At 66.5% G+C, this 26,417-nt stretch carries 25 protein-coding genes; 12 read left to right on the top strand and 13 right to left on the bottom strand.

The window, feature by feature from the left end:
• Positions 1 to 2 precede the first annotated feature (2 nt).
• From aroE to mpl, 4 genes are all read right to left on the bottom strand, one after another.
• Positions 3 to 869 (bottom strand): shikimate dehydrogenase, encoded by an 867-nt coding sequence (gene aroE / locus FFI87_RS02940; RefSeq protein WP_012363054.1) that lies wholly within the window; start codon positions 867 to 869, stop codon positions 3 to 5.
• Positions 866 to 2,956 carry an RNB domain-containing ribonuclease gene (locus FFI87_RS02935; RefSeq protein WP_138848265.1) on the bottom strand — a complete coding sequence of 697 codons (2,091 nt, stop codon included), beginning with the start codon at positions 2,954 to 2,956 and terminating at the stop codon, positions 866 to 868. The genes aroE and FFI87_RS02935 overlap by 4 nt, the downstream gene beginning before the upstream one ends.
• An 81-nt stretch (positions 2,957 to 3,037) precedes the next feature.
• Positions 3,038 to 3,607, bottom strand: coding sequence for a YqiA/YcfP family alpha/beta fold hydrolase (locus tag FFI87_RS02930; protein ID WP_138848266.1), 570 nt, complete (start codon positions 3,605 to 3,607; stop codon positions 3,038 to 3,040).
• The gene (gene mpl / locus FFI87_RS02925; protein ID WP_011655924.1) at positions 3,604 to 4,989 is read right to left on the bottom strand and encodes a UDP-N-acetylmuramate:L-alanyl-gamma-D-glutamyl-meso-diaminopimelate ligase; all 1,386 of its coding nucleotides are present in this window, start codon (positions 4,987 to 4,989) and stop codon (positions 3,604 to 3,606) included. Before mpl ends, FFI87_RS02930 begins: the two co-directional genes overlap by 4 nt.
• Positions 4,990 to 5,212: 223 nt before the next feature.
• Between mpl and FFI87_RS02920 the strand changes: the two genes are divergently transcribed.
• From FFI87_RS02920 to FFI87_RS02875, 10 genes are all read left to right on the top strand, one after another.
• Entirely contained in the window at positions 5,213 to 5,857 is a 645-nt protein-coding gene (locus tag FFI87_RS02920) for a UDP-N-acetylmuramate--alanine ligase (protein ID WP_138848267.1), read from the top strand.
• A gap of 7 nt (positions 5,858 to 5,864) precedes the next feature.
• Complete coding sequence (locus FFI87_RS02915; RefSeq protein ID WP_138848268.1) at positions 5,865 to 6,419, top strand: TlpA family protein disulfide reductase; 555 nt, start codon at positions 5,865 to 5,867, stop codon at positions 6,417 to 6,419.
• A gap of 194 nt (positions 6,420 to 6,613) precedes the next feature.
• Positions 6,614 to 7,066, top strand: coding sequence for a type II 3-dehydroquinate dehydratase (aroQ, locus tag FFI87_RS02910; RefSeq protein ID WP_138848269.1), 453 nt, complete (start codon positions 6,614 to 6,616; stop codon positions 7,064 to 7,066).
• A 66-nt stretch (positions 7,067 to 7,132) separates the two neighbouring features.
• Entirely contained in the window at positions 7,133 to 7,609 is a 477-nt protein-coding gene (accB, locus tag FFI87_RS02905) for an acetyl-CoA carboxylase biotin carboxyl carrier protein (protein WP_012363049.1), read from the top strand.
• 85 nt (positions 7,610 to 7,694) lie between these two features.
• On the top strand, positions 7,695 to 9,062 hold the full coding sequence (accC, locus tag FFI87_RS02900) for an acetyl-CoA carboxylase biotin carboxylase subunit (protein WP_006752252.1): 1,368 nt from the start codon (positions 7,695 to 7,697) through the stop codon (positions 9,060 to 9,062).
• 2 nt (positions 9,063 to 9,064) lie between these two features.
• Positions 9,065 to 9,967: a 50S ribosomal protein L11 methyltransferase gene (gene prmA / locus FFI87_RS02895; protein ID WP_138848270.1), complete on the top strand. Its 903-nt coding sequence runs from the start codon at positions 9,065 to 9,067 to the stop codon at positions 9,965 to 9,967.
• 45 nt (positions 9,968 to 10,012) lie between these two features.
• Positions 10,013 to 11,404 (top strand): DUF3426 domain-containing protein, encoded by a 1,392-nt coding sequence (locus tag FFI87_RS02890; RefSeq protein ID WP_138848271.1) that lies wholly within the window; start codon positions 10,013 to 10,015, stop codon positions 11,402 to 11,404.
• 72 nt (positions 11,405 to 11,476) lie between these two features.
• Complete coding sequence (tpx, locus tag FFI87_RS02885) at positions 11,477 to 11,980, top strand: thiol peroxidase (RefSeq protein WP_006758913.1); 504 nt, start codon at positions 11,477 to 11,479, stop codon at positions 11,978 to 11,980.
• A gap of 93 nt (positions 11,981 to 12,073) precedes the next feature.
• Positions 12,074 to 13,012 (top strand): carbohydrate kinase family protein, encoded by a 939-nt coding sequence (locus FFI87_RS02880; RefSeq protein WP_012363046.1) that lies wholly within the window; start codon positions 12,074 to 12,076, stop codon positions 13,010 to 13,012.
• A gap of 19 nt (positions 13,013 to 13,031) precedes the next feature.
• Positions 13,032 to 13,505, top strand: coding sequence for a glycine zipper 2TM domain-containing protein (locus FFI87_RS02875; protein WP_006752247.1), 474 nt, complete (start codon positions 13,032 to 13,034; stop codon positions 13,503 to 13,505).
• 222 nt (positions 13,506 to 13,727) lie between these two features.
• On the opposite strand, the gene FFI87_RS02870 is transcribed toward FFI87_RS02875, so the two are convergent.
• The 7 genes from FFI87_RS02870 to FFI87_RS02830 form a co-directional block, all read right to left on the bottom strand.
• Complete coding sequence (locus tag FFI87_RS02870; protein WP_138848272.1) at positions 13,728 to 14,405, bottom strand: histone H1-like DNA-binding protein; 678 nt, start codon at positions 14,403 to 14,405, stop codon at positions 13,728 to 13,730.
• A gap of 28 nt (positions 14,406 to 14,433) precedes the next feature.
• The gene (locus tag FFI87_RS02865) at positions 14,434 to 14,760 is read right to left on the bottom strand and encodes a hypothetical protein (RefSeq protein ID WP_138848273.1); all 327 of its coding nucleotides are present in this window, start codon (positions 14,758 to 14,760) and stop codon (positions 14,434 to 14,436) included.
• A gap of 83 nt (positions 14,761 to 14,843) precedes the next feature.
• On the bottom strand, positions 14,844 to 16,055 hold the full coding sequence (locus FFI87_RS02860) for a ribonucleotide-diphosphate reductase subunit beta (protein ID WP_011655915.1): 1,212 nt from the start codon (positions 16,053 to 16,055) through the stop codon (positions 14,844 to 14,846).
• Positions 16,056 to 16,414: 359 nt separating this feature from the next.
• On the bottom strand, positions 16,415 to 19,414 hold the full coding sequence (locus FFI87_RS02850; protein ID WP_138848275.1) for a ribonucleoside-diphosphate reductase subunit alpha: 3,000 nt from the start codon (positions 19,412 to 19,414) through the stop codon (positions 16,415 to 16,417).
• Between the two features lie 465 nt (positions 19,415 to 19,879).
• A complete protein-coding gene (ampD, locus tag FFI87_RS02840; protein WP_011655913.1) occupies positions 19,880 to 20,470 on the bottom strand; it encodes a 1,6-anhydro-N-acetylmuramyl-L-alanine amidase AmpD in 591 nt (196 codons plus the stop codon).
• Complete coding sequence (locus FFI87_RS02835) at positions 20,467 to 20,781, bottom strand: PP0621 family protein (RefSeq protein WP_138848276.1); 315 nt, start codon at positions 20,779 to 20,781, stop codon at positions 20,467 to 20,469. Before FFI87_RS02835 ends, ampD begins: the two co-directional genes overlap by 4 nt.
• Before the next feature lie 13 nt (positions 20,782 to 20,794).
• Positions 20,795 to 21,688: an inner membrane protein YpjD gene (locus tag FFI87_RS02830; RefSeq protein WP_138848277.1), complete on the bottom strand. Its 894-nt coding sequence runs from the start codon at positions 21,686 to 21,688 to the stop codon at positions 20,795 to 20,797.
• Positions 21,689 to 21,777: 89 nt separating this feature from the next.
• Between FFI87_RS02830 and ffh the strand changes: the two genes are divergently transcribed.
• Together ffh and FFI87_RS02820 are read left to right on the top strand one after the other, a co-directional pair.
• Positions 21,778 to 23,145: a signal recognition particle protein gene (gene ffh / locus FFI87_RS02825; RefSeq protein ID WP_006752240.1), complete on the top strand. Its 1,368-nt coding sequence runs from the start codon at positions 21,778 to 21,780 to the stop codon at positions 23,143 to 23,145.
• Positions 23,146 to 23,239: 94 nt separating this feature from the next.
• Complete coding sequence (locus FFI87_RS02820; RefSeq protein WP_006756843.1) at positions 23,240 to 23,791, top strand: hypoxanthine-guanine phosphoribosyltransferase; 552 nt, start codon at positions 23,240 to 23,242, stop codon at positions 23,789 to 23,791.
• 78 nt (positions 23,792 to 23,869) lie between these two features.
• Here FFI87_RS02820 and FFI87_RS02815 read toward each other — a convergent pair whose 3' ends face one another.
• Together FFI87_RS02815 and FFI87_RS02810 are read right to left on the bottom strand one after the other, a co-directional pair.
• The gene (locus FFI87_RS02815) at positions 23,870 to 24,472 is read right to left on the bottom strand and encodes a MarC family protein (protein WP_105786143.1); all 603 of its coding nucleotides are present in this window, start codon (positions 24,470 to 24,472) and stop codon (positions 23,870 to 23,872) included.
• Between the two features lie 21 nt (positions 24,473 to 24,493).
• Positions 24,494 to 26,230: a proline--tRNA ligase gene (locus FFI87_RS02810; protein ID WP_138848278.1), complete on the bottom strand. Its 1,737-nt coding sequence runs from the start codon at positions 26,228 to 26,230 to the stop codon at positions 24,494 to 24,496.
• Positions 26,231 to 26,417: the final 187 nt, after the last annotated feature.

Raw genomic sequence — 26,417 nt, 5'->3', positions numbered from 1 at the left:
GCTCAGGCCGCCGCGAGCGCCTGGCGCAGCGCGGCCAGCACGGGTGCGCCGTCCGGCCGCACGCCGCGCCAGATGAAGAACGATTCGGCCGCCTGCTCGACCAGCATGCCGAGACCGTCGGCCGTGCGCGCGCCGAGCGACGCCGCATGCTGCATGAACACGGTCGGCTGCGCGCCGTACATCATGTCGTAGGCCAGCGTGCCCGCGCCGAACGCGGCATCGTCGCACTCCGGCAGCGCCGCATCGAGACTGCCGGCCGTCGCGTTGACGATCACGTCGTACGGTTCGGCACGGACGGTGTCCGGGCCACCGCCCGCCAGCACGCAGCCCGCATCGTGCGCGGCCTGCGCGAACTGGCCGACGAGCGTCTCGGCCTTGCTTGCGGTGCGGTTCACGATCGTGATCGACAGCGGCGCGCGCTCGAGCATCGGCAGCACGACACCGCGGGCGGCGCCGCCCGCGCCGAGCAGCAGGATGCGCGCGCCTGCGAGCGACACGCCGAGATTCGATTCGATGTCGCGCACGAGGCCGACACCGTCGGTATTGTCGCCGTGGATGCGGCCGTCGGCGTCGAAACGCAGCGTGTTTACCGCGCCGGCCGCCGCCGCGCGCGGCGACAGCGTGTCGGCGAGCGCATGCGCGTCGAGCTTGAACGGCACGGTGACGTTCGCGCCGCGCCCGCCTTCGGCGACGAACGCGCGCACGGCGGCCTCGAAGCCGTCGACCGGCGCGAGCCGGTGCTCGTAAGTGATCGCCTCGCCCGTCTGCGCGGCGAACTGCGCGTGGATGAACGGCGACTTGCTGTGCGCCACCGGGTTGCCGAACACAACGTAGCGGTCGGCGCCGCTCGTCGGCGCGATCGCGGTCATGATGCGCGCCCCTCTTCGCTTGCCTGGCCGTTGCCGGTCGCGGCATCGCCGCCTTCGGCCACCGCGCCGTCCGATTCGGCCAGCGCTTCGGCCTCGGTTTGCGCCGACGCGTCTTCCGCATCGACCAGCGTGTCGCCGCCGCCTTCGGTTTCGTCTTCGTCGTCGGCCGCCTCGCCGCTCGTCACGGTCGGCGCGTCGAGCACGTTCAGCAGTCGCACCGACGCCTCGATCGTCAGTTCATCGAGCGACATCACGTCGAGCAGCACGCGCGTGCCGCGCGCATGCACGCCGAGCCCCGGCACGTGCAGCAGCAGCGGAATTTCCTCGAGACGCACGAGATCGCCCTTCACGACGCTCGCGACGACCTGCTTCTTCTGCTCCTGCGCAAGCCAGCGCAGGCACCAGAAGTATTCCATCCGGCGCTGGTAGTCGGCGTACGCGGTATAGGTGTCGTCGAAGCCCTGCACCACCGCGTACAGGTCGGCGTCCTTCGGCTTGAACGGCGCGGCGAGCTTCGCGGTGACGCCGTGCTGCACGCACGCGAGCAGCTGCCACTGGTTCACGAGGTCGACGTAGCGGCGCAGCGGCGACGTGCTCCACGCGTACTGCGCGACGCCGAGGCCTTCGTGCGGCGCGGCCGTCGTCTGCATCCGCGTGCGCTTCGGGCCCGGTGCGCCGAAGCCGCGCTGCGAGCGGTAGATGCCCGGCACCGTGTGATCGTGCAGGAACGCGCCCCACGTCGAGTTCGCGAGGATCGCGAGCTCCGACACGATCAGGTCGAGCGGCGACCCGCGGCGACGCGGCGTGATCGTCACGTGCTCGCCTTCGACGTAGAAGTTGTAGTCGGTGTTGCGCTGCACCTCGCGCTTCAGGCCATAGCCCGCGCGCGCGACCTGGCGCTTCTCGAACAGCGCCTGCGCGAGCGGCCACAGCACGGCGATGTCGTCCTTGTGCGGGTAGTCGCCGGTGCCGGCCGCGAGCGTCTCTTCGTTGACGAGCTCGTCGAGCGTGTTGTGGCGCAGGTTGCTCTTCACGAACACGAGTTCGGCGCGCGTCTCGTTCGCGACGATGTCCTGCGTCTCGCGGTTGACGATGATGTACAGCGACAGCGCCGGGCGGTAGTCGCCTTCCTTCAGCGTGAACACGTCGACGACGTCGTCCGGCAGCATCGTGATCTTGTCGCCCGGCATATAGACGGTCGACAGGCGCGTACGCGCGATCGCATCGACCGCGTCGCCGCGCACGATGCCGAGCGCCGGCGCCGCGATGTGCACGCCGATCCGCACGCGACCGTCGGCCAGGTGCTCGACCGAGAACGCGTCGTCGATTTCGGTCGTCGTGACGTCGTCGATCGAGAACGCCTCGACGTCCGCGCGCGGCAGGTCGTCCGGCAGCGGGCCGACCGTGACGGGCGGAAAGCCCGTGCCGTGCGGGAAGAATTCCGCGAGGAAGCGCGCCTCGTGCAGCGCACGCGCCGACGCGACGCCGCCGCAGTCGAGCATCAGCCGCGCCGGCGACACGCCGCGCGCGCCGGCCGCCGCCTCGAGCGCCTTGTATTCGATCGAATTCTTGTCCGGCCGCGTCAGCAGCCCGAGCACCTTGCCCGCGAACGCCTCCGGCAGCTTGCCGGCCTTCAGCTCCTCTTCATACTGGACCTGGACGAGCGCCTGCTGGCGCTTGCGCTCGAGCGACGCGAGCGCCATCTTGAGCTGGTCTTCCGGCGCGCGCTGGTACTGGCCGCGCCCCTTGCGGCGGAAGTAGACGGGCGAGCCGTGCAGCCGCAGCACCAGCGCCGCGCGCTCGACCGCGCCGTAGGTCGCGCCGAAGTATTCAGCGGCCAGCGCCGTGTAGGTGAATTCCTCCGCCGGCGCGCATTCCCACAGGAAATCCAGGTCGATCTGCTGCGCGGCCGTGTCGGCTTCCTGCATCAGTTCGCTCGCGGCCGGCTTCTCGAATTCGATCAGCACGTCTTTCGCGCGCACCTTCGCCCGCCGCCCGCCGGGCAACTCGACCTGAAACGCGTCGCCCTGGCGCGACAGCACGCTGCCCGCCTTGAAACTGCCCGATTCCTCGAAGAAAACGTTCACTCAGTACTCTCGTTCAGACTGCCGGGCGCCGCATCGGCGGCGCCGCATGATGATGGGAATTCGATCGGCATGACGCCGGGCTCATGACGTCGTGTCGTCGCAAAAAGCGAGAACGTCGTCGACATAGTCGGCAAATTCGCTGATTCCGTGATCGCTGCCTTCGATCACGCGCGTTTTCGCGCCCGGGTAATGGGCGAGCATCTCGCGGTAGTCCAGCACTTCGTCGCCCGTCGCCGCGAACAGATAGTAGCGCTCGGGCCGCGAAATCGCCGGCACGCGCAGCGCATCGAGCTCCTGCAGGTGACGGCGTTCGACGACGATCGACCCGCCGCCATGCCACAACGGCTGTTCGCCCAGATATTGTTCGAGATCGCGTTGCGGCACGATCGCCGGATTCAGCAGCACCGCCTTCCAGCCGTGCTTTTCCGCCAGCCAGGTCGCGTAGTAGCCGCCGAGCGAGCTGCCGATCACCGTCACGTCGCGCGCCCCGGCCACCTCGGCTTCCGCCACGGCGATCGCCTCGAGCGGCGACACCGACAGCGACGGGCAGCGCCATTCGTGCGTGCGGCCGAGCTCGGCCATGCGCGCGGCGAGCAGCCGCGACTTCTGCGACTCCGGCGACGACCGGAACCCGTGCAGGTACAGGATCACGCGCGGCTCCCGAGCGCGTCGAGCAGCTTCTGGTGCACGCCGCCGAAGCCGCCGTTGCTCATCACCAGCACGTGGTCGCCCGGGCGCGCGGCCTCCACGACCGACTTCACCAGCAGATGGAGATCGTCGAACGCACGCGCCTTGTCGCCGAGCGGCGCGAGCGCGTCGGCCAGGTTCCAGCCCAGCACGTCGCGCCCGGCAGGCGCGCCATAGCCGAACACCAGATCGGCGTCCGCGAGGCTGGCCGGCAGTTGCGCCTTCATCACGCCCAGCTTCATCGTGTTCGAGCGCGGCTCGAGCACCGCGAGAATGCGGGAATTTTGGCGGCCGATGCGCGCACGAAGGCCGGCGATCGTGGTTTCGATCGCGGTCGGATGGTGCGCGAAGTCGTCGTACACGGTCACGCCGTCGATGCTGCCGCGCACTTCCATGCGCCGCTTCACGTTGCGAAACGATGCGAGTGATTCGGCGGCCTGGGCGGGCGGCACGCCGACGTGGCGCGCGGCGGCGATCGCCGCGAGCGCGTTCATCCGGTTGTGGTCGCCCTGCACCTGCCACGCGACTTCACCGACGCGCTCCGACTGCGAATACACCGCGAACCGTTCGTCGACCGGCACGCCGTCCTCGGCCGGCAGCGCCTGCCAGCCGCCGTCGACGCCAAAGCGCTCGACCTCGCTCCAGCAGCCGCGCGCGAGCACGCGCTCCAGCGCGTCGGAACGGCCGTTGGTCACGAGCCGGCCGACACCCGGCACCGTGCGCACGAGATGATGGAATTGCGTTTCGATCGCGGCGAGATCCGGGAAGATGTCCGCGTGATCGAATTCGAGATTGTTGAGCACCGCGGTGCGCGGCCGGTAGTGGACGAACTTCGAGCGCTTGTCGAAGAACGCCGTATCGTATTCGTCGGCCTCGATCACGAAGAAGCTCGAATCGGTCAGCCGCGCCGACACGCCGAAATTCAGCGGCACGCCGCCGATCAGGAAGCCCGGGTTCAGGCCGGCATCTTCCAGCAGCCACGCGAGCATCGACGACGTGGTCGTCTTGCCGTGCGTGCCCGCGACCGCCAGCACCCACTTGCCGGCCAGCACGTGCTCGCCGAGCCATTGCGGGCCGGATACGTAAGGCAGGCCGCGATCGAGGATCGCCTCCATCAGCGGGTTGCCGCGCGTGACGACGTTGCCGATCACGAACAGGTCGGGTTTCAGGTCGATCTGCTCGGCGCCGTAGCCCTCGATCAGCGTGATGCCCTGCGCCTCGAGCTGCGTGCTCATCGGCGGATAGACGCCCGCGTCGCAACCCGTCACCGTGTGGCCCGCCTCGCGCGCGAGCACGGCAAGACCGCCCATGAAGGTGCCGCAGATGCCAAGAATGTGGATGTGCATAGATGAATGCTTTCGCGCCGCCGGGCGCCGTCGATTCGGAAAGGAAGGTCTGCGGCACGCCGGACAGGCCGCCCGGCCAACGACTTTCGCCGCGACACAAAGACCGCCATTGTAACTGACGCCCCGCCGTGCCCGGCGGCCCGAACGGCGGATCGCGGATGCTGCCCGGCACGCACCGGCACCGCGTTCGGGCGCGACGGCGATCGAGTATGATTGCCGGATCATGTCTCGCAAACCTCTTGTCGACCCGCGGCGCGCCCGCGAGGAAATCGCCCAGTCCGCCGCCCGCCTGATCGCGGAGGACGGCCTCGATTACGCCAGCGCGAAGCGCAAGGCCGCGCGCCAGCTGTTCGGCGATGCGCGCGTTGCCGGCGAATGGCTGCCGGATAACGACCTGATCGAGGAAGAACTGCGCGAGTACCTCGCACTGTTCCAGAGCGACACGCAGCCGGACGAACTGCGCCGCCTGCGCGAACTCGCGCTCGACTGGATGCGCCGGCTCGCCGAGTTCAATCCGTATGTGACGGGCGCGGTGCTGCACGGCACCGCGAACGAGCATTCGGACATCCATTTGCAGATATTCACCGACAACCCGAAGGACGTCGCGATCTACCTGCTGAACCAGAACGTTCAGTACGACGTGTCCGAGACGCGACATTTCGCCGGCCGCGCCGACGTCGAGACGCTCAGCTTCCTGTGGCGCCCGCGGCGCGACATGGACGCGATCGGCATTCACGTCGCGCTCTACGCGAGCGACGACCTGCGCGGCGCGGTCAAGGCCGACGCGCGCGGCCGGGTCGCGCGCGCGGACGCCACCGCATTGCGCGCGCTGCTCGAGGCCAGCAACGTTCCTTCCGAACCGGAATGATTCAACGATGATGACGAAACGCATGTTGGCGCTCGCGGTGGTCGCGGCCGCCGCCGTCGCCGGCGGGCTCGCCGCCGGCCATTGGTTCCGCGGCGGCAGCGCCGATGACGGCGTCGCCGTCGCGGCGCCCGCCGCGCAGGGCAATCCGGTCGACCAGCTGTGGGCCGCGTCGCTGACCGGCGTCGATGGCAAGCCGGCCTCGCTCGCCGCCTTCAAGGGCCAGAAGGTCGTGGTCAATTTCTGGGCGTCGTGGTGCGGCCCGTGCGTCGAGGAAATGCCGGAGCTCGTCGCGCTGTCGCATCAATACAAGCAGAAAGGCGTCCGCTTCATCGGGATCGGCGTCGATTCCGACCAGAACGTGAAGAACTTTCTCCAGAAGGTGAAGGTCGACTATCCGGTTTTCGTCAGCGGTTATGCGGGCGCCGATCTGGCCCGTAATTTCGGAAATACGGCCGGCGCGCTGCCGTTTACGGTCGTCATCGACGAAACCGGCAAGATTCGCGAGACAAAATTAGGACAAATCCAGCCGGCCGAGCTGAGAAAGGCCCTCGACGCGCTGTGATCGTCCTGAACGACGACGCGCACGTTGGCCGCGATTTGTGCGTCGATCGCCGCAGTTTCACGGAAATTCGCTGATACTTTGCGGTCCTGCCGGTAATTCTTGCAGGTCTGGTGCGGCTGGCCGTTCGGCAAAACTAGACAAATTTCTCTAAATAGCGCTAAAGTTCGCGCAATTCCGCAGAAATAGAAGCGACCATGACACGATTGCTGGTGCTGCACGGCCCCAACCTGAACCTTCTCGGCACCCGGGAACCGGAGGTGTACGGCCGCGTCACGCTCGCGCAGATCGATCAGGCGCTTGTCGCGCGGGCGCAGGAAGCCGGCGCCGAGCTGTCGTCGTTCCAGAGCAACCATGAAGGCGCGCTCGTCGACCGCATCCAGGCCGCGCGGGAGGAACAGACCGATTTCATCCTGATCAATCCCGCCGCGTATACGCACACCAGCGTCGCGATCCGGGACGCGATCGCCGGCGTAGGCATCCCGTTCGTCGAGATTCACCTGTCGAACGTGCACCGCCGCGAAGCGTTCAGGCATCACTCCTACTTTTCCGACCAGGCCGAAGGCGTCATCTGCGGGCTCGGCTGGAAAGGTTATCTGTACGCGCTCGAGTACGCGCTGGACAAGCTGCAAGGCGCGTCGCGCGGCTGATTTCGCGATCTAGATTCAGCGCCGGCTCCTAACCGGCGCTTTCACGTATTGAAAGGGGAATTCCCGATGGATCTTCGTAAGCTGAAAACTCTGATCGACCTCGTTTCCGAATCCGGCATCTCCGAGCTGGAAGTCACGGAAGGTGAAGGCAAGGTGCGCATCGTCAAGAACGCGCCGCCGGTCTACGTGCAGCAGACGGCTGGGTTTGCCCCGCAGGTCAGCGCGCCCGCTCCGTCGGCCGCGCTGCCGACCGACGGCGCCGCCGCGCCGGCCGCGGGCGCCGCGGCAGCCGCACCGGCCGTCCCGCAGGGCCACGTCGTGACGTCGCCGATGGTCGGCACGTTCTATCGCGCGCCGTCGCCGGGCGCCGACCCGTTCGTCCAGGTGGGCGACACGGTCAAGGAAGGCCAGACGATCTGCATCATCGAAGCGATGAAGCTGCTCAACGAGATCGAGTCGGACAAGGCCGGCGTGGTCAAGGAAATCCTCGTCGAGAACGGCCAGGCCGTCGAATACGGCCAGCCGCTTTTCGTGATCGGCTAAGTCCGCCGCGCGGCCCTGCCGGCCGCGCGCCGCCGATGCTCGCCAGGCGCCGTTCGCGCGCCCCTCGAAGAGACGAATACTCGCTATGTTTGAAAAAATCCTCATTGCCAACCGCGGTGAAATCGCGCTGCGCATCCAGCGCGCGTGCCGCGAACTCGGCGTCAAGACGGTGGTTGTCTACTCGGAAGCCGACAAGGAAGCCAAGTACGTGCGCCTCGCGGACGAAGCCGTCTGTATCGGTCCCGCCCCGTCGAACCTGAGCTACCTGAACATGCCCGCGCTGATCAGCGCCGCGGAAGTCACCGATGCCGAAGCGATTCACCCCGGCTACGGCTTCCTGTCGGAGAACGCCGATTTCGCGGAGCGCGTCGAGCAGTCGGGCTTCACGTTCATCGGGCCGCGCCCGGAAACGATCCGCATGATGGGTGACAAGGTCACCGCGAAGCAGACGATGATCAAGACCGGCGTACCGTGCGTGCCGGGCTCGGAAGGCGCGTTGCCGGACGATCCGAAGGAGATCGTCAAGATTGCGCGCACGATCGGCTATCCGGTCATCATCAAGGCGGCGGGCGGCGGCGGCGGGCGCGGCATGCGCGTCGTGCACACCGAGGCCGCGCTCGTCAACGCGGTCAACATGACCCGCGAGGAAGCCGGCCGTGCGTTCGGCAACCCGCAGGTGTACATGGAGAAGTTCCTCGAGAACCCGCGCCACATCGAAATCCAGGTGCTGTCCGACGCACACAAGAACGCGATCTGGCTCGGCGAGCGCGACTGCTCGATGCAGCGCCGTCACCAGAAGGTGATCGAGGAAGCGCCGGCGCCCGGCATTCCGCGCCGCCTGATCGAGCGCATCGGCGACCGCTGCGCGGACGCGTGCAAGAAGATGGGCTACCTCGGCGCGGGCACGTTCGAATTCCTGTACGAGAACAACGAGTTCTACTTCATCGAGATGAACACGCGCGTGCAGGTCGAGCACCCGGTGTCCGAAATGATCACGGGCGTCGACATCGTGCAGGAACAGATCCGCATCGCGGCCGGCGAGAAGATCGCGCTGCGCCAGCGCGACATCCAGTTCCGCGGACATGCGATCGAATGCCGGATCAACGCGGAAGATCCGTTCAAGTTCACGCCGTCGCCGGGCCGGATCACGTCGTGGCATACGCCGGGCGGCCCCGGCGTGCGCGTCGACTCGCATGCGTACAATGGCTATTTCGTGCCGCCGAACTATGATTCGATGATCGGCAAGCTGATCACCTACGGCGCGACACGCGACCAGGCGATCCGCCGGATGCGCATCGCGCTGTCGGAAATGGTCGTCGAAGGCATCCACACGAACATTCCGCTGCACCGCGAGCTGATGATCGACTCGAAGTTCGTCGAAGGCGGCACCAGCATCCACTACCTCGAACACCGGCTCGCCCAGAAGCAGCAGGTCGCACCGGAAGAAGCGTAAGCATGAGCTATCGCGAACTCGTCGTCGAACTGGCCCGTGAGCATGCGGAGGCGCTGTCCGACGCGCTGCTCGAACTCGGCGCGCTGTCGGTGTCCGTCGAAGACGCCGACGCCGACACGCCCGACGAACAGCCGCTCTTCGGCGAGCCGGGCCTGGTTCCCGATCGCACCGCGTGGCAGCACTCGCGCGTGATCGCGCTGCTGTCGCCCGATCACGAGCCGGCCGTGCTGCTCGCGGCGGCCGTGAACGAAATCGGCGTCGCCGAAACCCCGAAGTTCGACGTGCGCGAAGTCGAGGAACAGGACTGGGTGCGGCTCACGCAGTCGCAATTCGAGCCGATTCCGATCGGCGAGCGCATCTGGGTCGTGCCGTCGTGGCACGACGCGCCCGACCCCGACGCGTTGATCCTCGAACTCGACCCTGGTCTCGCGTTCGGCACCGGCAGCCACCCGACCACGCGCCTTTGCATGGAATGGCTCGAACAGTCGGTGAAGCCGGGCCAGTCGGTCCTCGACTACGGCTGCGGCTCGGGCATTCTCGCGATCCTCGCGCGCAAATGCGGGGCGAACCCCGTGGTGGGCATCGACATCGATCCGCAGGCGGTCGAGTCGGCGCGGCAGAACAGCGAACGCAACCACGCGGAAGTCACGTACGGGCTGCCCGACGCGTGCCCGGCCGGCGAATTCGACATCGTCGTCGCGAACATCCTGTCGAACCCGCTGAAGCTGATGGCGTCGATGCTCGCATCGAAGGTGAAACCGGGCGGGCGGATCGCGCTGTCGGGCGTGCTCGCGCGCCAGGCGGACGAAGTCGCGGCCGTCTATGCGCGCTACGTCGACATCTCGGTCTGGCGCGAACACGAAGGTTGGGTGTGCCTCGCCGGAACCCGGCGCGAAAGCCATTAGAATAGCGCTGTCCTTCACTCTGGCCAGCAGGCCGCCCGGCTCGACATGCTTCTTGCGACGCGCTGCCCTCATTGCGAAACCGTCTTCCGGCTGCAGCAGGAACAGCTCTCGCTGCATGACGGGCTCGTGCGCTGCGGACACTGCCAGCAGGTCTTCAACGCCTCGCAGTCGCTCGTACCCGATCCGGCGCGGCAGCCCGGCCCGGCGCTGACCGAAGCGGCACCGGCCGGGCCGCACGCCGCCGCCCCGCAACCGGACGCCGCACCCCCGCGGCTCTTCGCCACCGACGCCCCGGTCGAGGCGGCGTCCGATATCGACTACAAGCCGGAAGGCTGGGACATGTGGGCGCCGTGGCTCGATGCCGGCGTCGATCCATCGCTGCAGCACACGGTGCAGACCGTGCGCGCCAAGCCGCTGGTGCCGCTCGCGCTGCCGGCCATGGAAGCCGGTGTCGTGCGCCTTTCCGGTACGCCCGCACCGATCGCCTCCGTCCCCGCCGAGCTGCACGCCGCGCACACGCAAGCGGCCGAGCCGGACGCGACGCTGCACGAAACCGACGCGTCGGGCACATCGTTCGCCGCGCCCACTGCCGAGCCCGACCTGCGCGAACCGCGCTTCGTCGCGCACACGCCGTCGGCCGAACCAGCCGCAGCGGAGCCCGCCGAACCGGTGGGCAACGCGCGCTTCGCGGTGCCCGACGACGAGCATGCACCGCGTGAACCGCGCTTCGCGTTCAGGCCGGCGCAAGCCGAATCAGCACCCGAATCCGGACCCGACATCCACGCCGACGAACGCGCGCCCGCACCGACCGCGGCCGCCAGCGAACCGGCCGCCGAACCGGACATCCAACCGGTCGTCCAACCGGCCATACCCTTCCCCGCCGCACTGACCGATGACGACCGCCCGCATTTCGCGGTGACGCGCGAGACGCGGGAGACAGGCGCACCGCAGCGACGCGGGATGCTCGGCGGCTTTTTCGGCGGGCTCGTCGCCGCGGCGCTCGTGGTGCTGCTCGTCGCGCAGCTCGCGTGGTGGCAGCGCGAAACCGTAATGATCTACTGGCCCGCCACGCAGGGCTGGTTCCGGCAGGCGTGCGTGCCGCTCGGCTGCAGACTCACGCCGCCGCGCGCGATCGACGGCCTGCGGCTCGACGCGACCGACCTGCGCCAGATCGACGGCCCGCGCACGCTCGAGCTGAAGGTGCCGCTGACGAACCGCTACCGCGTCGCGCTCGCCTATCCGTCGCTCGAGCTGACGCTGCTCGACGACACGAATCACGTGACCGTGCGCCGCGTGCTCGCGCCGCGCGACTACGTGCGCCCGGGCACGCCGATCGACGCCGGGCTGCCGCCCGGCACGACGCAGACGATGGTCGTCCGCCTCGACACGAACGGCACGCCCGCCTCGAATTTCCGCGTCCAGATCTTCTATCCGTGACGCCCCGCGGCGCGCGCATGCGCGCCGTCTCAACCCGCGCGCCGCAGCGGCGCGCTATTTCGGAGCACGAACATGAGCAAAGTTACGCTGGGTGGCAACCCGATCGATCTCGCCGGCACGTTCCCGGCCGTCGGCTCGCAAGCCCCCGACTTCAAGCTGGTCGGCAAGGACCTCGCCGATCTGTCGCTCGCCAGCTTCGCCGGCAAGCGCAAGGTGCTGAACATCGTCCCGAGCCTCGACACGCCGACCTGCGCGACGTCGACCCGCAAGTTCAACGAAGCCGCGTCGTCGCTCGACAACACGGTCGTGGTCGTCGTGTCGGGCGACCTGCCGTTCGCCGCCACGCGCTTCTGCACGACCGAAGGCCTCGCGAACGTCGTGACGGCTTCGACGTTCCGCGGCGGCCGCGCCTTCGCGAACGCCTATGGCGTCGACGTGACGAGCGGCCCGCTGAACGGCCTGACGGCCCGCGCGGTCGTCGTGCTCGACGCCCAGGACAAGGTGATCCACGCGCAACTCGTCGACGAGATCAAGGACGAGCCGAACTACGACGCAGCACTCGCCGCACTGAAGTAATCCGCTGCCACCCGCCGTGCCGCGCGAAGCCGGACGGCCTGCGCGCGCCGGCCGGGTGGCCGCTCCCCTTTGCTCTCTACAGGAACGCACGCCTTGACTACGCTGATTTGCGGCTCGCTCGCCTACGACAACATCATGACCTTCGAAGGCCGGTTTCGCGAGCACATCCTGCCCGACCAGGTTCACCTTCTGAACGTGAGCTTCCTCGTGCCGACGATGCGTCGCGAATTCGGCGGTTGCGCGGGGAACATCGCTTACGCACTGCACATGCTCGGCGGCGACGCGCGCATCATGGCGACGGTCGGCGCGAACGACGCCGATCGCTATCTCGAGCGTCTCGACAGCCTCGGCCTGTCGAAGGCCAGCGTGCGCGTGGTGCCCGAAACGCACACCGCGCAGGCCATGATCACGACCGATCTCGACAACAACCAGATCACCGCATTCCACCCGGGCGCGATGATGGTGTCGCACCTGAACCGCGCGGACGAAGTGGCGGGCGTGAAGCTCGGCATCGTCGCGCCGGACGGCTTCGACGGGATGGTCCAGCACGCCGAGCAGTTCGCGAAGGCCGGCGTCCCGTTCGTCTTCGATCCGGGCCAGGGCCTGCCGCTGTTCGACGGTGCGACGCTGCGCCGCATCATTGAACTCGCGACCTTCGTCGCGGTCAACGACTACGAGGGCAAGCTCGTCAGCGACAAGACGGGCTGGTCCGAACAGGACATCGCCAGCCGGGTTCAGGCGCTGATCATCACGCGCGGCGAGCACGGCTCGACCATTCTTCACAAAAACGGCGAAGAACAGATTCCGGTCGTGCAAGCAGAACGTGTCGTGGATCCGACCGGCTGCGGCGACGCCTTCCGGGGCGGCCTGCTGTACGGCATCGAGAACGGCCTCGACTGGGCAACCACGGGCCGCCTCGCGAGCCTGATGGGCTCGATCAAGATTGCCCACCAGGGGCCCCAGACTTACGCACTGACGCGCGCCGAAATCGACGCGCGCTTCGAGGCTGCCTTCGGGTACAGTCTCAAATGAATATTGTGGGAGAGCAAAGATGTTGACCAAAAAAACCCTCACGCTCGCGGCCATGCTGACCGCCACGCTGACGCTCGCCGGCTGCTTCACGGCGCCGGGCTCGGCGGATGTCTATAGCGTCGGCCAGGCGCAGCGCGAGCAGACCGTCCGCATGGGCACGGTCGAAAGCGTCCGCGCGGTGCGCATCCAGTCCGACGGCGGCGGCAGCGCGATCGGCACGCTCGGCGGCGGCGCGCTCGGCGCGGTCGCGGGCAGCGCGATCGGCGGCGGCAAGGGGTCGATCCTGACGGCCATCGCGGGCGGCCTCGTCGGCGCGGTCGCGGGCAACGCGGTCGGCGAAAACCTCGGCACGGCGAACGGTGTCGAAATCACCGTGCGCCTCGATAACGGCGACCTGCGCTCGATCACGCAGGCGGCAAGCGGCGAAATGTTCCGCGCCGGCGAGCGTGTGCGACTGCTGTCGAGCGGCGGCGTCACGCGCGTCACGCACTAACGAGCATCCTCAGCACGCGGCGCAAGCCGCGGTCGAACGCATGTGCGAAGCTGCACATGCGTTTTTTTTCGTCCGCCATTCGCTGCCGGCCGCGGGTCGGCGCTTCGATGAATACGGACGAAAAAAATCCCGCCACCTGAGCCAGATGGCGGGATCGATTGAGTAGCGCTACTCAACCCACGGACACCGCATGAGTGTCCGGGTGGTACTGGCCAGCCGCGATTACGGACGGCTGCCGGTCGGGAACGGCCATGCCGCTGCCGGGTTGAGCGCGGTCTTCACGCCCGATGCCGGCGCAACCGATGCGGTCGACGCGGTGGTTGCCGGTGCAGCCTTCTTCACGACGGCCTTCTTCGGAGCAGCAGCCTTCTTCGCCGGGGCAGCAGCCTTCGGTGCGGCAGCCTTCTTCGCAGGGGCAGCCTTCTTGGCAGGCGCAGCCTTCTTCGCAGCGGCCTTCTTCGCAGGCGCTGCCTTTTTAGCGGCAGCCTTCTTCGCCGGCGCGGCCTTCTTTGCAGCAGCCTTCTTCGCCGGTGCTGCCTTCTTCGCAGCAACCTTCTTCGTTGCGACCTTCTTGGCTGCAACCTTCTTCGCAGCGGCCTTCTTCGCCGGTGCTGCCTTCTTCGCGGCAACCTTCTTCACCGCGACTTTCTTGGCAGCAACCTTCTTCGCTGCAACCTTCTTCGCTGCAACCTTCTTCGTTGCGACCTTCTTGGCCGCGACCTTCTTCGCAGCGGCCTTCTTCGCCGGTGCTGCCTTCTTCGCGGCAACCTTCTTCACCGCGACCTTCTTCGCAGCAACCTTCTTCACCGCGGCAGCCTTCTTGGCCGGAGCAGCCTTCTTCGCAACGGTCTTCTTGGCAGCAACCTTCTTCGCAGCCGGTTTTTTCTTGGCAGTAGCCATGTTGTTCTCCTTCAGGTTCAGATGAGAGTCAGTTCAAACTACACCCTTCGTCAAAACCCGCTTCCCGCGGACGCTGTTCAGCACGTGCGCTTCGAAGCGGGCTATTCATCGGCGTACGCGGATACCGCGCGCTTACGCTAATGAATACGGTATGGCGCGCGTGACCCCATGGCCTCGCGCGCCAAATCAAGTCGGTAGCCGGCGCACCTCGCGCCGCTACCCCTAATCGCTTGATCAAGCGGACCGCCACACGGCCGTCCGCTTTTTCCGGAGGGAAGTTTGCCCATCCCACTGAAGGGTTCGCAAAGTGCCGATCATGTCGTTGGGCCGTTAAGGCACCGGGCATGCTTTGCATCAGGCGTTCTTGCTCCTAAACCTTGGGCCGGGGCCGAGAGGCCGCCGGCTGCTCACATCATGTGACGGGTTCGCTGCTGCGGGTTATTCCCAGGACAGCGCGCCGCCCGTCTGATACTCGATCACACGCGTCTCGAAGAAGTTGCGTTCCTTCTTCAGGTCGATCATCTCGCTCATCCACGGGAACGGGTTTTCCTCGTTCGGATACAGCGGGTCGAGGCCGATCTGCTGGCAACGGCGGTTGCTGATGAAGCGCAGATAGCTCTTGAACATCGACGCGTTCAGACCCAGCACGCCGCGCGGCATCGTGTCCTCGGCGTAGCGGTATTCGAGTTCGACAGCCTGCTTGAACAGCTCGCGGATCTCGGCGCGGAATTCCGCGGTCCAGAGATGCGGGTTCTCGAGCTTGATCTGATTGATCAGGTCGATGCCGAAATTGCAGTGCATCGACTCGTCGCGCAGGATGTACTGATATTGCTCTGCAGCACCCGTCATCTTGTTCTGGCGGCCGAGCGCGAGGATCTGCGTGAAGCCGACATAGAAGAACAGGCCTTCCATGATGCAGGCGAACACGATCAGCGACTTCAGCAGCTTCTGGTCCGCTTCGAGCGTGCCGGTCTTGAAGGCCGGATCCGTCAGCGTGTGAATGAACGGGATCAGGAATTCGTCCTTCGCGCGGATCGACGTGACCTCGTGGTACGCGTTGAAGATCTCGCCTTCGTCGAGACCGAGCGATTCGACAATGTATTGATACGCGTGCGTGTGGATCGCCTCTTCGAACGCCTGGCGCAGCAGGAACTGCCGGCACTCGGGCGCCGTGATGTGGCGGTACGTGCCGAGCACGATGTTGTTCGCGGCGAGCGAATCGGCCGTCACGAAGAAGCCGAGGTTGCGCTTGACGATGCGGCGCTCGTCCTCGGTCAGACCGTTCGGGTCCTTCCACAGTGCGATGTCGCGGGACATGTTGATTTCCTGCGGCATCCAGTGGTTCGCGCAACCGGCCAGATACTTTTCCCACGCCCACTTGTACTTGAACGGCACCAGCTGATTGACGTCAGTCTGGCCGTTGATGATGCGCTTGTCCGCAACGTTGACCCGCGCTTCCGAACCCGCAGCGGGAACAGCCGATGCTTGCGGCGGCACCGCGAGATCTCCTTCGAAAATGTCGCGGACCTGATGGGCGGCAGGCGCTGTCGCCTGCAGTCCGACAGCCATCCCAGCGGAGGTGCGCAACGCGTTCTGCTGCGCTCCGCTCGCGGGGGTTACGGCAGTCTTCTCGTCATCCCAGTTGAGCATAAATTCTCACCATCAATTTAGAACGGTTTGTACCATCTTTTCCTGAGCGATAAAAGGGTTCGCTCACGAAAAATCCTTTTTTCGATTCGCGTTGCGACCTCGATACAACACTTTGAGCAACGCATCGTCGTTCATGCAGAGCGCGACGCGTGTCGCACATGTATCGCGAGGTGCGCTCGACGTATCGAACGCTGATCGAAACGCGACGTCGTCGGGGATGTTTCGATCGCTCGTCACTGCCTGCAACGCGAATGCCGCGTTACAGATTCCTTATCATTTTTTTAGTTGAGAGCGGCGCACACTTCAACCTCCATCGGTTGTCGTGCGCGCCGCACGAACCTTGGTTCATACGCGCTGCGTTACTGGCAGGCTTCGCACTCGTCGAAACCCGCATCGCCCGGACGCATCGTGCATACCGGACCGTCTGCTTCGACCGGCGCCAGCGCCGCTGCCGCATTGACCGCGCCCGACGATGCATCGCCACCTGCCGCACCGAAGCCGCCTGCCGCGCCTTGCGCGCCGCCGCTGCTCGAGCCGCCCGCACCGCCCGTCGGCACCGCGTTCAGCGCGCCGTGCGCGACCGTCGACTTCTCGACGTGCGTCGCCGCCATCGTGCGGAGGTAGTAGGTCGTCTTCAGACCGCGCAGCCACGCGAGCTTGTAGACCTCGTCGAGCTTCTTGCCCGACGCGCCGCCCATGTAGATGTTCAGCGACTGCGCCTGGTCGATCCACTTCTGGCGACGCGATGCCGCTTCGACCAGCCACGTCGGGTCGACTTCGAACGCGGTCGCGTAGATCGCGCGGAGGTCGGCCGGGATGCGGTCGATGCGCGACAGCATGCCGTCGAAGTACTTCAGGTCGGCGACCATCACTTCGTCCCACAGGCCGCGTTCCTTCAGGTCGCGAACGAGGTACTCGTTGACCACCGTGAACTCGCCCGACAGGTTCGACTTCACGTACAGGTTCTGGAAGGTCGGCTCGATGCACGCCGACACGCCGATGATGTTCGAGATCGTTGCCGTCGGCGCGATCGCGACGCAGTTCGAGTTGCGCATGCCGTGTGCCGCGATCCGCGAGCGCAGCGTCGTCCAGTCGAGCGACTCCGACGTGTCGACCTCGACGTAACCGCCGCGTGCTTCCGTCAGCAGCTTCAGCGTGTCCTGCGGGAGGATGCCGCGATCCCACAGCGAGCCGCGGTAGCTCGAGTAGCGGCCGCGTTCCTCAGCCAGCTCGGTCGACGCGTAGTACGCGTAGTAGCAGACCGCTTCCATCGAGCGATCGGCGAACTCGACCGCCGCTTCCGACGCGTACGGCGTGCGCAGCAGGTGCAGGCAGTCCTGGAAGCCCATGATGCCCATGCCGACCGGACGGTGCTTCAGGTTTGAGTTACGCGCCTTCGGCACCGCGTAGTAGTTGATGTCGATCACGTTGTCGAGCATGCGCATCGCGACGCTGATCGTGCGCTTGAGCTTGTCGTGGTCGAGCGCGTAGCTGCCGTCGGCCTGCTTCACCAGGTGGGCGACGAGGTTCACCGAGCCCAGGTTGCACACCGCGATTTCGGTGTCGCTCGTGTTCAGCGTGATTTCCGTGCACAGGTTCGACGAATGGACGACGCCGACGTGCTGCTGCGGCGAACGCACGTTGCACGGATCCTTGAACGTGATCCACGGGTGGCCCGTTTCGAACAGCATGCCGAGCATCTTGCGCCAGAGTTGCTGCGCCGGGATCTTCTTGAACAGCTTGATCTCGCCGCGCGCGACCTTGTCTTCGTAAGCCGTGTAAGCCGCCTCGAATTCCGCGCCGAACTTGTCGTGGAGATCCGGGCAGGTCGACGGCGAGAACAGCGTCCAGTCGGCGCCTTCCATCACGCGCTTCATGAACAGGTCGGGAATCCAGTTCGCCGTGTTCATGTCGTGCGTGCGGCGGCGGTCGTCGCCGGTGTTCTTGCGCAGCTCGAGGAACTCCTCGATGTCGAGGTGCCACGATTCGAGGTACGCGCACACCGCGCCCTTGCGCTTGCCGCCCTGGTTGACCGCGACGGCCGTGTCGTTGACGACCTTCAGGAACGGCACCACGCCTTGCGACTTGCCGTTCGTGCCCTTGATATGCGAGCCGAGCGCACGCACGCGGGTCCAGTCGTTGCCGAGACCGCCGGCGAACTTCGACAGCAGCGCGTTTTCCTTCAGCGCTTCATAGATGCCGTCGAGGTCGTCCGCGACCGTCGTCAGGTAGCACGACGACAGCTGCGAGCGGTGCGTGCCCGAGTTGAACAGCGTCGGCGTCGAGCTCATGAAGTCGAAGCTCGACAGCACGTTGTAGAACTCGATCGCGCGCGTTTCGCGGTCGATCTCGTTCAGCGACAGGCCCATCGCGACGCGCATGAAGAATGCCTGCGGCATTTCGATGCGGGTGCCTTCGACGTGCAGGAAGTAGCGGTCGTACAGCGTCTGCAGGCCGAGGTAGCCGAACTGCAGGTCGCGGTTCGCGTCGAGCGCTTCGCCGAGACGCTTCAGGTCGAACTGCAGCAGCTTGTCGTCGAGCAGGCCGGCATCGACGCCGCGCTTCAGGAACTGCGGGAAGTATTCAGTGTAGCGGGTCGCCATCTCGGCCTGGAGCACTTCCTCGCCGAGGATCTCGCGGCGGATCGTGTGCAGCAGGATGCGGGCCGTGACCTGGCTGTACGCCGGATCCTTTTCGATCATCGTGCGCGCCGCGAGGATCGCCGAGTCGTAGACCTGGCTCATCGGCACGCCGTCGTACAGGTTCTTCACCGTCTCCGCGACGATCGGCTCAGGGTTAACCGCAGCGCCGAGACCGGCGCATGCCGACACGATCAGCTCGCGCAGCGCGTTCATGTCGAGCGGGCGCGTGACGCCGTTGTCGACGACGTTGATGCCCGCGCTCGCCTCACCGCCCGCTGCGGCCGCTTCTTCGCCCGCATGCTGGCGCTCGAGGTGGCGCTTCTCGCGATACAGCACGTACGCACGCGCGACGTTATGCTCGCCGCCGCGCATCAGCGCCAGTTCGACCTGATCCTGGATGTCTTCGATATGGAACGTACCGCCGTTCGGACGGCTGCGCACGAGCGCGCGCACGACGTTGTGCGTGAGCTGCTCGACCTGCTCGCGCACGCGCGCCGATGCCGCGCCCTGCCCGCCGTTGACGGCCAGGAAAGCCTTGGTCACCGCGATCGCGATCTTCGAAGGCTCGAACGACACCACACTGCCGTTGCGGCGGATCACCTTGTAGTCGGCGAACGTGGCCTGCGGCGCGAGCGCCTTCGCGCCCTGTTCGGTCCCGCCGAGCGGACGGCTCGAGGCGCTCTCGTACTGGGACGTCGCGTTGTCGGTGGTTTGCATGTGCAAAGCTCCTGGTGTTGGATGGTGCGGAGAGAACCGCGGATTAAAACGAACGCTGCGCGATGGAGTGCGCGAGCGGTAAGAGGCGAGCGATGCGGCGGGGACGCCGGTGCGGTCGATGCGCGACAACCGAGCCGGTCGTGTGCTTCGTCATGTGTACCCCTGCCCCGTCGAAGTTCGCTGCGCTTGATCGCGACGCCCGGACCGCCCGGCCCTGGCGCGCCGCCCTGAGAACCCTGTCCGCCGGCGTTGGCCGCCGGCCGGTGCCGCTCGGGTTTCCCCTGCGACACACACTATATCTAGTACAGAACCGCTCAACTGGCACCAAGTATAGTGGACATTCGGACGAGGTCAAAACGGATAATTTGCGCTGAAGGTATTGACATCACCCCCGCCCCGCGCAGGCGCAGACGTGACAAGGCATTGGTCGGAAAAATTTTTTTCGCGGGCTCGAAAACCCTGCGCTCAGTGCTGACGGAAAGGAAAGTATTCGGCCGAAAAGCCGGCATCGCCTGCGAAGCGTTGCCAATCGAAATGCGGACCGGGGTCGGTCTTGCGGCCCGGCGCGACGTCGGAATGCCCGGCCACCGCATCGATCGGGTAGCGCGCGGCGAGCGTGCGGGCGAGCACGCCGAGCGTCGCGTACTGCGCCGGGTCGAACGGCACGTCGTCCGCGCCCTCGAGCTCGATGCCGATCGAGAAATCGTTGCAGCGCGGCCGGCCGAAGAATTCCGACGAGCCCGCATGCCATGCGCGCTCGTCGCACGACACGAACTGCACGAGTTCGCCGTCGCGGCGGATCAGGAAGTGCGCGGACACGCGCACGCCGCGCAGATGGCTCTGGTAATAGGGATGCGCATCGCAATCGAGGCGATTCAGGAACAGCGACTCGATCGCGTCCCCGCCGAACTCGCCGGGTGGCAGGCTGATGTTGTGGACGACGACGAGCGTCGGCACGGCGCCCGCGGGCCGCGCCTCGAAATTCGGCGACGGCGCGTGGCGCGCTTCGCGCACCCAGCCGTGTGCGTCGACCGACAGCGGCGCTGCGTCGCTCATCGCGCGTCGTGGCCGCTCGCGCGTGCGCCGTGGCGCCGCGCATGGTCGGTGCTGCAGAAGTATTCGCCGCCCGCGGCGACGGCGTCACCCTTCGGCGCATGCACGCCGCATTCCGCGCAGCGCACCATCGGCTCGGGCAGCGAGCGCGTGCCGCCGTTCGGGCGTGCCGCACCCGCGCCGCCGTGACCGGGCGCGTCGGCACCGTCACCGCGGCCGGTGCGCGCCTGCGCTTGCTCCTGGGCCTGGCGCAGCTTGCGCGCAAGCCACGAGCCCGCGAAGAGAAGAAGAATCAGGAGAAGAATCTGTCGCATCGGAAACCTGCGTTCAAACCACGGAGCGGTGCAGCAGCACCTCGAAAACGAACCGGCTGCCCACATACGCGAGCAGCAGCGCCGCGAACGACACGAGCACCCAGCGCGCGGCGCCGCGCCCGCGCCAGCCAGACGTCTTGCGGGCGACCAGCAGGCCGCCGAACATCAGCCACGACAGCACCGCGAACACGGTCTTGTGATCGAGCCGCAACGCGCGTGCATCGACCTGCTCGCTGAACAGGATCCCCGATGCGAGCGTCAGCGTCAGCAGCACGAAGCCGGCGCCGATCAGGCGGAACAGCAGCTTCTCGAGCGTAAGCAACGGCGGCAGCGTTTCGAGCCAGCTCGCGATCCAGCCGGTCGAACCGTCGCGCCCGCTGCTCCTGAGCGACTGCAGGCGCCGCTCGACCATCAGCATCAGGACCGCGTGCAGCGCGGCGATCGCAAAAAGGCCGTACGCGATGTTCGCGATCAGGAAGTGCATCTTGAACAGCGGCGCCGCGGCATAAGGCAGCACCCGCACGCCGCCGAACACGAGCGGCAGCAGCGACGCGCCGCACGCGAGCGGCAGCACCAGCAGGCGCAGGCTGTCGAGCGGGAAGAAGAAGCTCTCGATCCAGTAGATGCCGGCGCCGAGCCAGAACATCGCCGACAACGCGAACGCGAACCCGAAGATCATCGCGTCGTGCGGGAAGATCGTCATGTGCAGCAGCACGCCGTGCGCGACGAGCGCCGCGAACAGCAGCGCGCGGCCGGCCGCGCTCATCCCCGACGCAGCGGACGCCGGAACCGGCACGGCCGGCACGCTCGCGACGAGCGGCGTCGCGCCCTGGCGGTGCGTGCGCCAGCCTGCGACGGCGAGGCCGCCGTACAGGAATGCGGTGAGGGCATACAGTACAATATCCATGTTCGAAGTTTACACTAGGCCCCCTCCCCGCGACGGCTCCCTTTGTTCGGTTCCGTTGCGCCTTCGGGCCCCACTGTCCAACGCTCCCCATGCTCGACAATCTCACTCAACGGATGGCGCGCGTCGTCAAGACGCTGCGCGGCGAGGCCCGGCTTACCGAGGCGAACACCCAGGAAATGCTCCGCGAGGTGCGTCTCGCGCTGCTCGAAGCCGACGTCGCGTTGCCGGTCGTCCGCGAATTCATCGCCAAGGTCAAGGAAAAGGCGCTCGGCGAGGAAGTGATCAGCAGCCTGTCGCCGGGTCAGGCGCTCGTCGGCGTGGTCCAGAAGGAACTGACCGCCGTGATCGGCGGCGACTACGAAGGCAAGGCCGCCGAGCTGAACCTCGCGGTCACGCCGCCCGCCGTGATCCTGATGGCGGGCCTGCAGGGCGCCGGCAAGACCACGACCGTCGGCAAGCTCGCGAAGCTGCTGCGCGAGAAGCACAAGAAAAAGGTGCTGACGGTCTCGTGCGACGTGTATCGCCCGGCCGCCATCATGCAGTTGAAAACGGTGAGCGAACAGGTCGGCGCCGATTTCTTCCCGTCCACGCCGGACCAGAAGCCCGTCGACATCGCGGTCGCGGCCGTCGACTGGGCGAAGCGTCACTACCATGACGTGCTGATCGTCGACACGGCCGGCCGCCTCGGTATCGACGAGGCGATGATGCAGGAAATCGCCGCGTTGCACGGCACGCTGAAGCCGGCTGAAACGCTGTTCGTCGTCGACGCGATGCTCGGCCAGGACGCAGTCAACACCGCGAAGGCGTTCAACGACACGCTGCCGCTCACCGGCGTCGTGCTGACCAAGCTCGACGGCGATTCGCGCGGCGGTGCCGCGCTGTCGGTGCGCCACATCACGGGCAAGCCGATCAAGTTCGTCGGTGTCGCCGAAAAGCTCGACGGCCTCGAGGTGTTCCACCCGGACCGCATGGCGAACCGGATCCTCGGCATGGGCGACATCCTCGCGCTGGTCGAGGAAGCCCAGCGCGGCGTCGACGTGCAGGCCGCGCAGAAGCTCGCCGACAAGGTGAAGAAAGGCGGCGACTTCGACCTGAACGATTTCCGCGCGCAGATCTCGCAGATGAAAAACATGGGCGGCCTGTCGTCGCTGATGGACAAGCTGCCCGCGCAGTTCCAGCAGGCGGCGGCCGGCGCCGACATGGGCCAGGCCGAGAAGTCGATCCGCCGGATGGAAGGCATCATCAGCTCGATGACGCCCGCCGAGCGCGCGAAACCCGAAATCATCAAGGCGACGCGCAAGCGCCGCATTGCAGCCGGCGCGGGCGTGCCGGTGCAGGAAGTCAACCGGATGCTGAACCAGTACGACCAGATGCGTACGATGATGAAGAAGCTGAAGGGCGGCAACATGCAGAAAATGATGCGCGGCCTGAAGGGCATGATGCCCGGCATGCGCTGATTGCGCCCATCGGCCGGCGCGCGGGTTTTTGCTGTAGCGCGCGCCGTCCGTTCTGCTTCATTCTTGTTTGTATACCGACTGCTCGCCAGAACACATGAACCGCGAAGAAGCCCTCCACATTTTCGACCACTCCGAAGAGATCGTCTCGGCAGACGCCGTCAATGCGTCGATCTCCAGGATGGCCGACGCGATCCGCGCCGAGATCGGCGACGCGTTCCCGCTCGTTCTTTCGGTGATGGGCGGCGCCGCCGTGTTTACCGGGATGCTGCTGCCGCGCCTCGATTTCCCGCTGGAATTCGACTACATCCACCTGACCCGCTACCGCAACACGACGCAGGGCAGCCCGGAGATGCACTGGCGCGTCGCGCCGCGCGAATCGGTGAAGGACCGGATCGTGCTCGTGCTCGACGACATCCTCGACGAAGGCGAGACGATGGCCGCGATCCGCGACCGCATCCTCGACATGGGCGCGACGCGCTTCATGTCCGCCGTGCTGTGCGAGAAGACGCTCGCGAAGGCGAAACCGCTGCATCCCGACTTCTGCGGCTTCCCGGTGCCGGACCGCTACGTGTTCGGCTGCGGGATGGACGCGAAGGGTTACTGGCGCAACCTGCCGACGATCCGCGCGCTGACCGCGAACGTCTGACCGCCCGGCCTGCAATAAAGAAAAGCGGCGCTCCGGTTTCCCGGAGCGCCGCTTTTTTTGTCGGCCGCGCCGCCCGTGCTACAGCTGGTGCACGAACGCCCGCACGCCGGCCAGCAGCATCTCGACCGAGATCGCGACGAGCACGAGGCCCATCAGCCGCTCGAACGCCGCGACGGTCCGCTCGCCGAGCCACTGCTGGATCCGTTCGGCCAACACCAGCGTAATCGCGCAGACGATCATCGTGACCGTCAGCGCGCCGACCCACTCGAACATCTTGCCCGGCGCCTGCGACGTCAGCAGCATCACCGTCGCGAGCGCGGACGGCCCGGCAAGCGCGGGAATCGCGAGCGGCACGATGAAGGGTTCGCCGCCTGCACGCGGATCGCTGCCGAGCGCGCCGTCCGGATGCGGGAAGATCATCCGCAGCGCGATCAGGAACAGCACGATCCCCCCGCCGAGCCGCAGCGACAGGTCGGTGAGGCTCATCATCCGCAGGAAGCGGTCGCCGACCACCATGAAGAACAGCAGGATCACGAACGCGATCCCCACCTCGCGCAGGATCAGCTTCACGCGCCGCTCGCGCGGCACGTCCCGCATCGCCGTGATGAACAGCGGGATGTTGCCGAGCGGATCCGTAATCAGCACGAGGAGCACCGTAGCCGACAGGAAAGTGTATTCCACCGTGTCTCCCGGTCGCGGCGCTTAGTGCGCGAGCGCGGCGCGGATCTTTTCCGTCACCGTCGCCGCAGCCTCGTCCGCCGGCAGCAGCGTCGCCTCCGCGTCGCGGCGGCCCTGGTACTCGATCTTGCCTTCCTTCAGGCCGCGCTCGCCGATCACCAGGCGATGCGGCACGCCGATCAGTTCCCAGTCGGCGAACATCACGCCCGGGCGCTCGCCGCGATCGTCGAGGATCACGTCGATGCCGGCGGCGGCCAGTTCCGCGTACAGCTTGTCGGCGGCCTCGCGGACCATGTCGCTGCGATCGTAGCCCATCGGGCACAGCACGACCTCGAACGGCGCGATCGACTCGGGCCAGATGATGCCGCGGTCGTCGAAGTTCTGTTCGATCGCCGCGCCGAGAATCCGCGTGATGCCGACGCCGTAGCAGCCCATCAGCATCGGCTGCGGCTTGCCCGATTCATCGAGGAACGTCGCGCCCATCGCTTCCGAATACTTGGTGCCGAGCTGGAACACGTGACCGACTTCGATGCCGCGGCAGATGTCGATCGTGCCCTTGCCGTCCGGCGACGGATCGCCCTTCTTCACGTCGCGCACATCGGCGACTTCCGGTTCCGGCAGGTCGCGGCCCCAGTTCACGCCCGCGATGTGATAGTCGACCTCGTTCGCGCCGACGACGAAGTCGCTCATGTTCGCGACCGTGCGATCGGCGATCACCTTCACCGGCTTCTTCGTGCCGACCGGGCCGAGATAGCCCGGCGGCGTGCCGAACCAGTCGACGATTTCCTGCTCGGTCGCGAAGCGGTGGTTCTTCAACCCCGGCAGCTTCGATACCTTGATCTCGTTCAGATCGTGGTCGCCGCGCAGCATGATGAGCCAGATGGTCGGCTCGGCGCCTTCGTTCTCGGTGGCGAGCACGATCGACTTGATCGTGCGCTCGAGCGGGATCGCCAGCAGTTCGGCGACCGCTTCGCACTTCGCCTTGCCGGGCGTCGCGACCTTCTCCATCGCTTCGGCCGGCGCGGCACGCGCGGCGATCAACGGCAGCGCCTCGGCCGCTTCGATGTTCGCCGCGAAGTCGGACGTCGGGCAATAGGCGATCGCGTCCTCGCCGGTATCGGCGATCACGTGGAACTCGTGCGAGAAGTTGCCGCCGATCGAGCCGCTGTCGGCCGCGACCGCCCGGAACTCGAGGCCGAGGCGCGTGAAGATGCGCACGTACGCGTCGTACATCTTGCGATACGACTCGTTCAGGCCGGCCGTGTCCTTGTCGAACGAATACGCGTCCTTCATGATGAATTCGCGGCCGCGCATCACGCCGAAGCGCGGACGGATCTCGTCGCGGAACTTCGTCTGGATCTGGTAGAAGTTCACCGGCATCTGCCGGTAGCTCTTGATCTGGTTGCGCGCGATGTCGGTAACAACTTCCTCGTGCGTCGGCCCGATCACGAAGTCGTTGTCCTTGCGGTCCTTGAAGCGCAGCAGCTCGGGGCCGTACTGCTCCCAGCGGCCCGACTCCTGCCACAGCTCGGCCGGCTGCACGGCCGGCATCAGCAGCTCGATGGCGCCTGCCCGGTTCATTTCCTCGCGCACGATCGCTTCGACCTTGCGAATCGAACGCAGGCCGACCGGCAGGTAGTTATAGATGCCGCCGGCGACACGACGGATCATGCCGGCGCGCACCATCAGCTTGTGGCTGACGATCTCTGCGTCGGCCGGTGCTTCTTTGAGGGTGCCGATAAAGAAACGGGAAGCTTTCATGCGGACGGTTCCAAATACGGCGCCCCCAGGCGGGGCGCCCGAAAAAGTTTCAAGGTGAAAAAGCTGCGCGCGACGAACGACGATGGCGCAGATGACGTAGCAGACAAATCAGGGACAATTCAGCCGCCGTACCCCGCGCGGATTCGCTCCGTCACGGTGCGCAGCGCCCGTTATCTGTTTATAATCA

The sequence above is a fragment of the Burkholderia sp. KBS0801 genome (assembly GCF_005937855.2).
Taxonomy (GTDB): domain Bacteria; phylum Pseudomonadota; class Gammaproteobacteria; order Burkholderiales; family Burkholderiaceae; genus Burkholderia; species Burkholderia ambifaria.
This window is presented reverse-complemented; position numbering and strand designations above follow the sequence as displayed.

Bases quoted from the DNA above. Each gene is read 5' to 3' on its own strand.
- aroE (WP_012363054.1), bottom strand. From the start codon at position 869: ATGACCGCGATCGCGCCGACGAGCGGCGCCGACCGCTACGTTGTGTTC.
- mpl (WP_011655924.1), bottom strand. From the start codon at position 4,989: ATGCACATCCACATTCTTGGCATCTGCGGCACCTTCATGGGCGGTCTT.
- FFI87_RS02920 (WP_138848267.1), top strand. From the start codon at position 5,213: ATGTCTCGCAAACCTCTTGTCGACCCGCGGCGCGCCCGCGAGGAAATC.
- FFI87_RS02915 (WP_138848268.1), top strand. From the start codon at position 5,865: ATGATGACGAAACGCATGTTGGCGCTCGCGGTGGTCGCGGCCGCCGCC.
- aroQ (WP_138848269.1), top strand. From the start codon at position 6,614: ATGACACGATTGCTGGTGCTGCACGGCCCCAACCTGAACCTTCTCGGC.
- accB (WP_012363049.1), top strand. From the start codon at position 7,133: ATGGATCTTCGTAAGCTGAAAACTCTGATCGACCTCGTTTCCGAATCC.
- accC (WP_006752252.1), top strand. From the start codon at position 7,695: ATGTTTGAAAAAATCCTCATTGCCAACCGCGGTGAAATCGCGCTGCGC.
- prmA (WP_138848270.1), top strand. From the start codon at position 9,065: ATGAGCTATCGCGAACTCGTCGTCGAACTGGCCCGTGAGCATGCGGAG.
- FFI87_RS02890 (WP_138848271.1), top strand. From the start codon at position 10,013: ATGCTTCTTGCGACGCGCTGCCCTCATTGCGAAACCGTCTTCCGGCTG.
- tpx (WP_006758913.1), top strand. From the start codon at position 11,477: ATGAGCAAAGTTACGCTGGGTGGCAACCCGATCGATCTCGCCGGCACG.
- FFI87_RS02875 (WP_006752247.1), top strand. From the start codon at position 13,032: ATGTTGACCAAAAAAACCCTCACGCTCGCGGCCATGCTGACCGCCACG.
- FFI87_RS02870 (WP_138848272.1), bottom strand. From the start codon at position 14,405: ATGGCTACTGCCAAGAAAAAACCGGCTGCGAAGAAGGTTGCTGCCAAG.
- FFI87_RS02865 (WP_138848273.1), bottom strand. From the start codon at position 14,760: ATGCAAAGCATGCCCGGTGCCTTAACGGCCCAACGACATGATCGGCAC.
- FFI87_RS02860 (WP_011655915.1), bottom strand. From the start codon at position 16,055: ATGCTCAACTGGGATGACGAGAAGACTGCCGTAACCCCCGCGAGCGGA.
- FFI87_RS02850 (WP_138848275.1), bottom strand. From the start codon at position 19,414: ATGCAAACCACCGACAACGCGACGTCCCAGTACGAGAGCGCCTCGAGC.
- ampD (WP_011655913.1), bottom strand. From the start codon at position 20,470: ATGAGCGACGCAGCGCCGCTGTCGGTCGACGCACACGGCTGGGTGCGC.
- FFI87_RS02835 (WP_138848276.1), bottom strand. From the start codon at position 20,781: ATGCGACAGATTCTTCTCCTGATTCTTCTTCTCTTCGCGGGCTCGTGG.
- FFI87_RS02830 (WP_138848277.1), bottom strand. From the start codon at position 21,688: ATGGATATTGTACTGTATGCCCTCACCGCATTCCTGTACGGCGGCCTC.
- ffh (WP_006752240.1), top strand. From the start codon at position 21,778: ATGCTCGACAATCTCACTCAACGGATGGCGCGCGTCGTCAAGACGCTG.
- FFI87_RS02820 (WP_006756843.1), top strand. From the start codon at position 23,240: ATGAACCGCGAAGAAGCCCTCCACATTTTCGACCACTCCGAAGAGATC.
- FFI87_RS02810 (WP_138848278.1), bottom strand. From the start codon at position 26,230: ATGAAAGCTTCCCGTTTCTTTATCGGCACCCTCAAAGAAGCACCGGCC.